The 9,684-nt window shown below is 70.3% G+C and carries 8 protein-coding genes and 2 pseudogenes; 4 read left to right on the top strand and 6 right to left on the bottom strand.

Going from position 1 to position 9,684, the window contains the following annotated elements; translation table 11 throughout:
• Together D7147_RS29320 and tnpA are read left to right on the top strand one after the other, a co-directional pair.
• Positions 1 to 103, top strand: a pseudogene (locus D7147_RS29320) (IS5 family transposase); the annotation flags it as partial.
• A gap of 55 nt (positions 104 to 158) precedes the next feature.
• Positions 159 to 398 (top strand): annotated as a pseudogene (gene tnpA / locus D7147_RS33750) (IS200/IS605 family transposase); the annotation flags it as partial.
• Between the two features lie 215 nt (positions 399 to 613).
• On the opposite strand, the gene D7147_RS29310 reads toward tnpA, so the two are convergent.
• Together D7147_RS29310 and D7147_RS29305 are read right to left on the bottom strand one after the other, a co-directional pair.
• On the bottom strand, positions 614 to 931 hold the full coding sequence (locus D7147_RS29310; RefSeq protein ID WP_120683442.1) for a DUF6176 family protein: 318 nt from the start codon (positions 929 to 931) through the stop codon (positions 614 to 616).
• A 639-nt stretch (positions 932 to 1,570) separates the two neighbouring features.
• Positions 1,571 to 1,957, bottom strand: coding sequence for a hypothetical protein (locus D7147_RS29305; RefSeq protein WP_120683441.1), 387 nt, complete (start codon positions 1,955 to 1,957; stop codon positions 1,571 to 1,573).
• A 327-nt stretch (positions 1,958 to 2,284) separates the two neighbouring features.
• On the opposite strand from D7147_RS29305, the gene D7147_RS32540 reads away from it, so the two are divergent.
• Positions 2,285 to 2,440, top strand: a complete 156-nt coding sequence (locus D7147_RS32540; RefSeq protein WP_158609408.1) for a hypothetical protein — start codon at positions 2,285 to 2,287, stop codon at positions 2,438 to 2,440.
• Positions 2,441 to 3,302: 862 nt separating this feature from the next.
• Here D7147_RS32540 and D7147_RS29300 read toward each other — a convergent pair.
• The 3 genes from D7147_RS29300 to D7147_RS29290 all read right to left on the bottom strand — a co-directional run bounded on the left by D7147_RS29300 (position 3,303) and on the right by D7147_RS29290 (position 6,167).
• Positions 3,303 to 4,013: an HAD family hydrolase gene (locus tag D7147_RS29300; RefSeq protein ID WP_120683439.1), complete on the bottom strand. Its 711-nt coding sequence runs from the start codon at positions 4,011 to 4,013 to the stop codon at positions 3,303 to 3,305.
• Between the two features lie 135 nt (positions 4,014 to 4,148).
• Positions 4,149 to 4,706 carry a TetR/AcrR family transcriptional regulator gene (locus D7147_RS29295; protein ID WP_233563555.1) on the bottom strand — a complete coding sequence of 186 codons (558 nt, stop codon included), beginning with the start codon at positions 4,704 to 4,706 and terminating at the stop codon, positions 4,149 to 4,151.
• Between the two features lie 96 nt (positions 4,707 to 4,802).
• Positions 4,803 to 6,167 carry a dihydrolipoyl dehydrogenase family protein gene (locus D7147_RS29290; protein ID WP_120683488.1) on the bottom strand — a complete coding sequence of 455 codons (1,365 nt, stop codon included), beginning with the start codon at positions 6,165 to 6,167 and terminating at the stop codon, positions 4,803 to 4,805.
• Between the two features lie 227 nt (positions 6,168 to 6,394).
• Here D7147_RS29290 and D7147_RS29285 point away from each other — a divergent pair, with 227 nt between their 5' ends.
• Positions 6,395 to 6,937, top strand: coding sequence for a DUF308 domain-containing protein (locus D7147_RS29285; RefSeq protein WP_120683434.1), 543 nt, complete (start codon positions 6,395 to 6,397; stop codon positions 6,935 to 6,937).
• 26 nt (positions 6,938 to 6,963) lie between these two features.
• Here D7147_RS29285 and D7147_RS29280 read toward each other — a convergent pair whose 3' ends face one another.
• Positions 6,964 to 9,672: an MGH1-like glycoside hydrolase domain-containing protein gene (locus D7147_RS29280; RefSeq protein WP_120683432.1), complete on the bottom strand. Its 2,709-nt coding sequence runs from the start codon at positions 9,670 to 9,672 to the stop codon at positions 6,964 to 6,966.
• Positions 9,673 to 9,684 lie beyond the last annotated feature (12 nt).

Here is a 9,684-nt window from a genome sequence, read left to right as displayed (position 1 = left end):
CGCCCGACTCAAGCGCCACCGCGGCGTGGCCACCCGCTACGACAAGCTGGCCGTCCGGTTCCAGGCCGTCCTGACCATCACCATCATCTGCGAATGGCTCTGACCGGGCTTATGAAACACGCCTTAGGGCAGAGCTTGAACGTATCCGCACCGGTAAACGGTGTGTTTTCGCGATGCGGGACGTGTGCGCCGACTTCGAGGCCGAGCTGGTCGAGTTCAACGGCGAGAACAACCACGTCCACCTGCTCGTTAACCACCCGCCCAAGGTGGCCGTGGCCCGGCTGGTCAACTCCCTCGAGGGCGTCTCCTCAGGCCGGTTGCGGCAGGAATTCCCCGACCTCGTGCGGCACTATTACCAGGCCAACAAACGGTGGTCGGGCTCGTACCTCGCAGGCTCCGTTGTCCTTCGCGGATTTTCCGGTGGCGGTCGACGCGGCGGTCCCCCGTGGCGCGGCGGCGGTCGTCGGACCGAGGATGGCCGGAGCCGCCACACCGGCGGCCGCGCAGAGCACGAAGGTTCTCCGCTTCATGCAGGCAATATTGACATGCATGCCGGCTCGACAGGGGCCGGCGGGCCGGCGGGCCGGCGGGCCGGCGGGCCGATGACCGTTTCTCAGAGACGCACGTCGAGCAAGAGAGGCGCCTCCACCTCGCCGTCGAGCACCTCGGCGAGAACGGCCTTGTGTTCGGCGTCGATCGGGAAGGGCGAATCCCGGAAGGCCTTCGCGGCCGCCTCGTAGTCGGCACACTCCACGACGTAGACGAAGACCGGTCCGTCCGCTGTCGAGAGCAGGAGACCCTGTTCGTGGGTGACGCCTTCGTTCACGAAGGTCTCCCGGATCTCGTCGGCCCGGCGCATGCCCTCGGCGAGCCAGGCCTTGAGCCGGTCGACCTTCTCCGGCCGCACCCGCGACACCTTGATCTTGATCATCGACATCCTCTCCACCGCGTGCGGGACCGCCACGGCCGACGAAGTTCCCGAGCGGAGCGGCCTGACCTGGTCAGGCTAGGTCACCACCGGCTTTCGGCTTACGGAGTGTGACGCGGGACATCCCACCCCCACGTCCAACGGATGGGAGGTCTGGGGTCGGCCACGGTTGCTACTCGTTCCCGGCCAGCCGATGCGACAACCAGCGGTTAGCTGGATGGAGCGCGATGGCAGCGAGGTACTCGTCCAACTGGCGAGACAATCGCGGCGGCGCGTCGGCACCGGTCGCCGGCGGGCCGTCGTCAGGCGTCGTGTCGGCTCTCGCTGAACGCCTCAGCTCGCCGCGTCTGATCGATTCGGCAACCACGCGACTCACACTAGGCCAACCTCACCGAGCGCGTATGAGATGGCAACGTGCCCTGGCTCGGCAGGTCGTCGCTGTCGACGGGACTGTGGGACCCACGTCCCGGGCGGTGTGATGGACGGCCGGGCAGTTTCGCAGGTGGGCCGGCTGGCGGGCCGGCCCGCCAGGGGGCTCATGCTGCAACACCCTTGGCCGCCGAACAGGCCGCCGCCGCGCAGCGAGCCTGGACTGACGTTTCGAGCAGGTAAGGCCAAGTACCGGGGCGGGAAGGCACCCGCTCAGCACCGGCCGGCGAAGAATGAAATCGTGACCCGGACCGGCGGCTTGCCACGCTCGGTGATGTCCAGCGGAACGCACCGGTGGCCGACCACGTAGAAGCCGCCGACGTACGCGGTGTCAAAGTCTTGGCAGCCGTGGAATGTGACCGACTGAGCGGGCTCGTAGGCCCAACTCTGCCCGTACTTGAGCCCGACCTTGTGCTTGATCGAATTAGGTACGGCAACCGTCACCACGGCGCCAGCCTTGATCAGAGCCCCAACCTTGTAGCTGTCGCGCTCACCGCCGTTGAAGCCCGCCGGGTCGGCCGTGGCCCAGCTCCGCAGGCCCGGCCAGGAAACGGAGCCGACGATGAGATCGTCATCGGTCGGCAGACCACTGGACTGCATGTGTGCCTCGTTGCTGGCGCAGGCGATCGATCGAGGTGTGGCGAGTGTTCCGGCCGCCTTCGCGGTGCTGTCGGGTCCATCGCTCGTGGGTCCGGCACTCTCAGACGGAGTGCCGTTGGGTGCAGTGCTCCCGGGTCCGGTGGTCGACGGGACTGGTGCCGGGGGCTTGCTGCTGCAGCCGCCCAGCAGCAAGCCAGCGGTCAACGCTGCCGACCAACGAATGCCCGGTGCAAGCGCCATGCGCCTGTCCTCTCTTCATTCCTCCGTCCGAAGCCATGGTTCCACAAGACCAATGCTGTTGACCGGCAGCAACGGTCATGACTGAACGTGATCAAGATGTTGCTGCCGCTGTCGGTGGCCGTCATTTTCGGTAACGGCGGCATCAGCGAACTTGGCCGGCCCGGGCCGCGGCGACTGGTTCAACTCGCGGCGTTCGCCATGGCGCTGCTGCCCACAGTCGTCGCTGCGATGAGCACAATCTGACGATCGGCCGGGGCCGTGTCTGGCCCTGGCAGCCGTCCGACCCGCCTGCGATTGCTCTCAGCCTCGATCCATCGACGCGGTTACAGCTAGAATGCTGGCTGATCATTCCGGTCTCAGCTGGTGCGGCGGGTGCACGGGAGCCGCCGATCGCAACTATTTGGCGCCTGGTGTCGCGGTTCTTATCAACAACCCCTGCAGCACGAGAGTGTCGCCGATGTCGACCGCCTTCGATCACATCCTTTGCCGTCAGTCGCCGTGCAGCGGCGGGCGGGCGGCTACCCCGGTTGGTCCTCGGGCCCGGCGCTGGGGTCTCGCTCCATTTGCCTACTGAAACCATCGTTGGGGACAACGATTGGCTGAGCAGGGGCGCGCAAGCTTCCCGTTCGCAGGTCAGGCGCATCCAGCCTGAAATCTTGGCTGAGAACCGACACGTCGCCACGAATCGAGTAGAACGGAAGCTCAGGTGCGGCGTTCTCGTCGCCTCGGTTGCTGTGCGGGTCAGGGCCGGGTCCGCAACTCCCCGACCCTGACCCCACCGTCCGGCGTGGACAGCAGGCGTCGCCGTGGCGAAGGCGTGCGCGTGGCACGTCGCCCACGCCGACTCACCATCACGAGCCGCCCGCATGCACTCAGCTCCATGCGCCCCACACCGAACTTCGTGCGCTCACGGCTCACCCCGAAGGGCCGCGAACGTCGGACCAGGTTAGGCACCGCCCGACGGGCCGGACAAGGCGCGCCGCGGCGATCGCCGGGGTGATTACTGTCAACATCGAAAAGCGGCATGTCGACGTAACACGGCCGACGCCGTGGGCGCTGTTCCGGTTCGGGACGGGCCGACTGCCGGCATCGGCGGCCGCGCCGCTCAGAAGTGCCGGAGCAGGTCGGGGAAGGCGGCCAGACGCAGGACCCCGGAGTCGGTCGGATCCAGCTCCTCGTCCTCCAGCACCCAGGTGTTCTCGTTCGGAATGAAGACCGCCTTCATGCCGGCCGCGCGGGCGGGGAGGATGTCCGAGCGCGGCGAGTTGCCGATCATCCATGCGTCGGACGGGTCGAAGCCGTGCTCACCGACGAGCCACCGGTACGTGTCGACGTCCTTCTCCCGCACGATGTGCGCGGCCCGGAAGTGGTGCAGCAACCCGGAGCCGTCGAGCTTGCGCTGCTGCTCCTCGCGGTCACCCTTGGTCAGCAGCAGCAGGTCGTGCCGGCCGGCCAACTCGTCCAGGGCGTCGGCCACCCCGGGCATCAGCTCGATCCGGCGCTCCACCAGCGCCATGGCCAACTCTTCGATCTCCCGCTGCTCGGTGTCGGTGGCCGGCCGTTCGCGCAACCGCTCCAGGCACTCCGCCAGGCTGCGCAGGAAGACCTTGCTGCCGTAGCCGTGGGCCACCGTGTTGGCCCGCTCGATGTCGTCGAGGATGGCCCGGATCTGGACCCGGTCGAGGGTGGGATGGTCGAGCCAGGCGAAGAAGTCGTCGATCACCCGCTCGAAGACGAGGTTGTTCTCCCAGAGCGTGTCGTCGGCGTCGAAGACCAGCACCTGCGCCCGGCGGCGATCGTTCCCGTCCCACGTCATCGGCGTTCCCTCCCGTCCGGGCCGGCCCTCGACCCGATGCCCCGACCACGCCGGCCACCCGGCGGGTCGGCCCGTTCCGGGCGGGGACTCTAGTCCACCGGCCCGCACCGGCCCAGCGAGTAACCGCGCGCCTGCTCAGGGCCGGGCGAAGAGCCGTTGGGCGATCAGCGTCTCCCGCTCCTCCTGCGTGCCCGGTGACAGCCGCCCACCCCGGGTCAGCATCACCAGACCGTGCAGGACGCTCCAGCCGACCTCGGCGAGGGTGTCCTGGTCACGGCCGGCGGTCAGCGGGGCGAGCGCCGCTCGCAGCTCGGCGAAGGCGGCGCGCGGAGCGGCCGGAACCGCGGCGGCGCCGAGCGTCAGGTCGGGGGTGTGGGCCAGCATGGCGTCGTAGACCTCGGGATTGGCGTACGCGAAGTCGAGGTAGGCGCTCACCACGGCGGCCCAGGCCCGGCAGGGATCGGAGACGGCCTGGCGGGCCTCGGTGAGCCGGGTGGTGAGGTCGGCGAAGCCGCGCAGGGCGACCGCCGCGATGATCGAGTCGGGGTCGGGGAAACGCCGGTAGAGGTCACCGACGTCGACGCCGGCCCGCTCGGCGACGCGGCGTGGGGTCACCGCGGCCCAACCCTCGATCTCCACGAGCCGCGAGGCGGTCTCGACAATCAGTGCATCCCCGCCGTCGTCTCCGGACACCCCGTCGAGCGTAGTAACTGCCACGGAGCGCATCGGAGATGTGACGGATAGTCGACGAAGGGGTGGGGCGGTGAGCGCACCGACCCACCCGGTCGCCTAGATTCCCAGCGCGTTGAAGAGGTAGAGCCAGATCTCACTGCGCGTCGGGAACGCCGGGATCGCGTGCCGCAGCCGGCGAACCGGGACCTCGCCGACGATCGCGATCGTGGCGGCGTGAAGGAAATCGGCCACCGCGGTGCCGGTGATGGTGACGCCGACCAGCAGGTCACGCTCCTCGTCGATGAGGAACCGGCTCGTGCCGCCGACCCCGCCGGCGTACGCCCCGCCCGCGTTCCCGTCGGTCGGCACGTCGACGACGCGTACCCGCAGTCCGGCCGCCTCGGCGGTCGCGGTGGTGTGTCCCACCGCGGCGACCTGCGGCTCGGTGAAGATCACGCGGGGCGAGCCGAGGCCGTCGGCCAGGTGGGTGGCGACCATGTCCCGGCCCAGGATGTCGTCGGCCGCGATCGCGGCCTGGTACTTCGCCATGTGCGTGAACAGGGCGCGCCCGTTCAGGTCACCCACCACGTACAGCCAGTTCACGCCCGGGATCCGCATCCGCTCGTCGACCGTGACGTAGCCGCGGGACTCCACACCGACGCTCGCCAGGCCGAGGTCGTCGGCCTGCGGCTCGCGCCCCACCGCGACCAGCACCTCGTCGGCGGTCACCGTGCTGCCGTCGTCCAACGTGACGGTCACCCGCGTGTCGTCGGTACGGCGGACGGCAGTCGCCCGCCGCCCGCCGCGCACGTCCACGCCCTGCTCGGTGAGGGACCTGCCGACCTCGGCGCCGACGAAGTCCTCCTCCCGGGGCAGCAGCCCACGCCCGCCGACCAGGAGGGTGACGCGGGCGCCGAGCGAGTTGTAGGCCTGGCTCATCTCCACGCCGACCACGCCGCCGCCGATCACGATCAGCGACTCCGGGATCTCGCCGGAGGTCGTCGCCTCCCGGTTGGTCCACGGCTTCGCCTCGGCGAGACCGTCGATCGGCGGAAGGGCCGGACGGGTGCCCCCGGCGAGGACGACGGCGAGGCGCGCCTCCAGGATCTCGTCGCCGACCGCGACCTGCTTCTCCCCCGCCAGCCGACCCCAGCCGCGGATCAGCTGGACGCCACGGTCGGTCAGCCACGGCAGCTGCCCGCTGTCGTCCAGGTCGCCGATGAGCTCGTCCCGGCGGCGCAGCACCGCCGGCACGTCCAGCGAACCCACCGCGGCGGCGGCTCCCGGTACCCGGCTCGCCTCGGCGAGCAGCGCGCCGGGGCGGATCAGCGCCTTCGACGGTATGCAGGCGTAGTAGGAGCACTCGCCGCCGACCTTGTCGGCCTCCACGATCGCCACGTCCAGGCCGGTCTCGGCCAGCCGGCCGGCCGCCACCTCGCCGCCGGGCCCGGCGCCGATCACCACCACGTCGAAACTGAGCATGCCCGGATCCTCGTCCACCCGGCCGGCCGGTCGCCCCCGGGGGTCTCCCTGGTCCCACGGGACCAGGGTCGCGGGCGGCACGACATCCGTACCCGCCGGACCCGCCCCGGCCGGGGCGGCCGGTGCGGGACCAGGGATCGGGCCAGGGTCGTACCCGGGTACGGATGACGCTCCCGGCGGTGAGAGTGGTCGGCGTAACCCGGACCGCAGAGAAAGTTGGAACACACATGCCCGCCCTGCTCCGCATCTATTTGATCCGTGGCCTCATCGCGATCGGCTGGGCCGCAGGCTTCGCCGCCGTGCACGACTCGCTCTCGGCCGCCACGGTCATCCTGCTGATCGCCTACCCGCTCATCGACGTGGTTGCCTCGCTGCTCGACGCACGCGAGGATCCGGGCACCCCGGCTCGCAAGCTCCAGATCTTCAACATCGGGCTCAGCGCCCTGGCCGCCCTCGGTCTCGGTCTCAGCGCGGTCGGCGGTGTCGGTGCGGTGCTGTTCACCTTCGGCGCCTGGGCCATCGTCTCCGGCGTGGCGCAGTTCACCGTCGCCCTCCGTCGCCGCACGCGCGAGCTGGGCCGGCAGTGGCCGATGCTCACCGCCGGCGTCCTCTCCGTGATCGCCGGCGCGACCTACCTCCCGGCGGCTGTCGGCACCGGCCCGAGCCTCGACATGTTGATCCTCTACACCGCCGCCGGTGGCACGTTCTTCGTCCTGCAGGCGATCAGTCTCGCCTGGCGGCAACGCCGTACGCGCAGCCTCGCGGCCTGAGCGCGCGAACCGGCACCATCGAGGCGTCAGCTACGCAGGGTGAGGATCAGGTCGGCGACCAGCGCCGTCCAGCCCGTCTGGTGCCAGGCGCCGAGCCCCGCGCCGTTGTCGCCGTGGAAGTACTCCGGGAAGCAGAGCAGGTCCCGCCAGTCCGGATGCGTCTGGAAGAGCTGCGCCGCCCCGTAGATCGGTCGCCGCCCCCAGCCGTCCCGGGTGAAGAGCGAGATCAGCCGGGTGGAGAGGTCGTCGGCGATCTCGTCGAGCGTCCGCTTCTCCCCGGAGCCGGTCGGGTACTCGATCCGGAGGTCGTCACCGTAGAAGGCCGCGTAGTCGCGCAGCGCGCTGACCAGCAGGAAGTTGGTCGGCATCCAGATCGGGCCGCGCCAGTTCGAGTTGCCGCCGAAGAGTCCGCTGGTGGACTCGGCCGGCTCGTAGCCGACCCGGAACTCCTGGCCACCGAGGGTGACCGAGAACGGCTCCGCCAGGTGCGCCCGGGAGAGGGTGCGCAGACCGTACTCGGAGAGGAACTCGTCGCCGTCCAGCATCCGCGCGAGCAGCGGAACGATCTGCTCCGGGCCGACCATGGAGAGCAGCCGCTGCTGCCGCCCGTCCGGTCCCAGCCGACGGGCGCCGATCACCCCGGCGTACTCGGGCCGGTTGGTGAGCAGCCAGCGCAGCCGGTCACCGAGCTCCGGCAGGTGGTGCAGCGTACGGGCGGTCAGCCGGGTGACGGCGGCCAGCGGCAGCAGCCCGACGACGGAGCGGACCTTCAACGGCACCTTGGTGCCGTCGGCGAGCCGCAGCACGTCGTAGAAGAAGGCATCCTCGTCGTCCCAGAGCCCCTGCTCGTACGCGGCGGCGGCGATGTAGACGAAGTGCTCGAAGAACTTCGTGGCGGTCTCCACCCAGGTCCGGTCGTGCTCGGCCAGGATGATCGCGATGTCGAGCAGGTTCAGCGCGTACATCGCCATCCAGGCCGTGCCGTCGGACTGTTCGAGCACCCCGGCCACCGGCAGCGCGGCGGAGCGATCGAACGGTCCGACGTTGTCCAACCCGAGGAAGCCGCCCTCGAAGACGTTGTCGCCGCCGACGTCCTTGCGGTTGACCCACCAGGTGAAGTTCAGCAGCAGCTTCTGCATCACCCGGGCCAGGAACTCGTGGTCCCGGCCGCCGTCGATCTCGAACACCTTCAGCGCCGCCCAGGCGTGCACCGGCGGGTTCACGTCGCCGAACGCCCACTCGTACGCCGGGATCTGCCCGTTGGGGTGCAGGTACCACTCCCGGAGCAGGAGCAGCAGCTGGGACTTCGCGAAGCCCGGGTCGACCCGGGCGAGGCTGACGCAGTGGAAGGCCAGGTCCCACGCCGCGTACCAGGGGTACTCCCACGGATCCGGCATGGAGATCACGTCGAAGCTGTTCATGTGCCACCACTGGCTGTTGCGCCCGTGCCGGCGCCCGGCCGGCGGCGCCGACGACGCCGGGTCGCCCTCCAGCCACCGCTTGACGTCGAAGTGGTAGAACTGCTTGCTCCAGAGCAGGCCGGCGATGGCCTGCCGCGCCACCAGCGCCTCGTCGGCGGTCGCCGCGGCCGGGATCACGCCGGCGAAGAAGTGGTTGGCCTCGGCCCGCCGCGCCCAGAGCACCGCGTCGAAGCCCGCGCCGAGGTCGGCCGCCGGGGGTGGATCGCCGACCGGCGGCGGGGCGGTGCGGGTGAGCCGCAGCCGGATCTGCCGCTGCCCGCCCGCCGGTACGTCGAGCACGTAGTGCAGCGCCCCCTTGGTGCCCTCCCGCGCCGGGTTGACGGTCTCCGCCCCGTCGACCACGTGGTCGTTGATGCCGTCCTTCGGGTAGCGGGAGCGGGCCGGCAGCCCCCAGAGCCGCTCGGAGTTGGTCTCGTTGTCGCAGAGCAGCGGGGTCGGCGCGCCGTCGCCCTCCAGCAGCAGCTGGCCGAGCACCCGGTGCTCGCCGACCAGCCGTGCCCCCTCCCCGGTGAGCCTCGGCACCCGGTCGGCGCCGGGCAGCCCCCAGGCCCAGGTGTTACGGAACCAGAGGGTGGGCAGCACGTGCAGGCTGGCGGCCCGGTCCCCCCGGTTCGCCACGGTGACGACGATGCACATGTCCGTGGGCGAGGCCTTGGCGTAGTCGACGGTCACCGCCCAGTACCGGTCGTCGTCGAAGACCCCGGTGTCGACCAGCTCGTACTCGGTGTCGTCCCGGCCGCGCAGCGCGTTGACGGCGACCAGCTCGTCGTAGGGGAAGGCGGCCTGCGGGTAGTGGTAGCGCCACCGCATGAAGGAGTGCGTCGGCGTGGAGTCCTCGTACCACCAGTACTCCTTGACGTCCTCGCCGTGGTTGCCGCCGTCACCGCCGAGCCCGAACATCCGCTCCTTGAGGATCGGGTCCGCACCGTTCCAGAGCGCCAGCGCGAAGCAGAAGGTCTGCCGGTCGTCGCAGACGCCGGCCATGCCGTCCTCGTTCCAGCGATACGCTCGGGACCGCGCGTGGTCGTGCGGGAAGTAGTCCCAGGCCGTACCGTGCTCGCTGTAGTCCTCCCGCACCGTCCCCCAGGCCCGTTCGGACAGATAGGGGCCCCATGCGCGCCAGTCCTGCTCGCCGGCGTCGGCTCTGGCGAGCCGGGTCCGCTCGGCGTCGGAGGGCGGCGCGTCGGAGGGCGAACGGTCAGTGATCACCTGCACATCTTCGACGCCGCCCGGGAACTTGACCACAGGAGCCATTTTCGTCGTGGC

Source organism: Micromonospora musae, assembly GCF_003626545.1.
Taxonomy (GTDB): domain Bacteria; phylum Actinomycetota; class Actinomycetes; order Mycobacteriales; family Micromonosporaceae; genus Micromonospora; species Micromonospora musae.
This window is presented reverse-complemented; position numbering and strand designations above follow the sequence as displayed.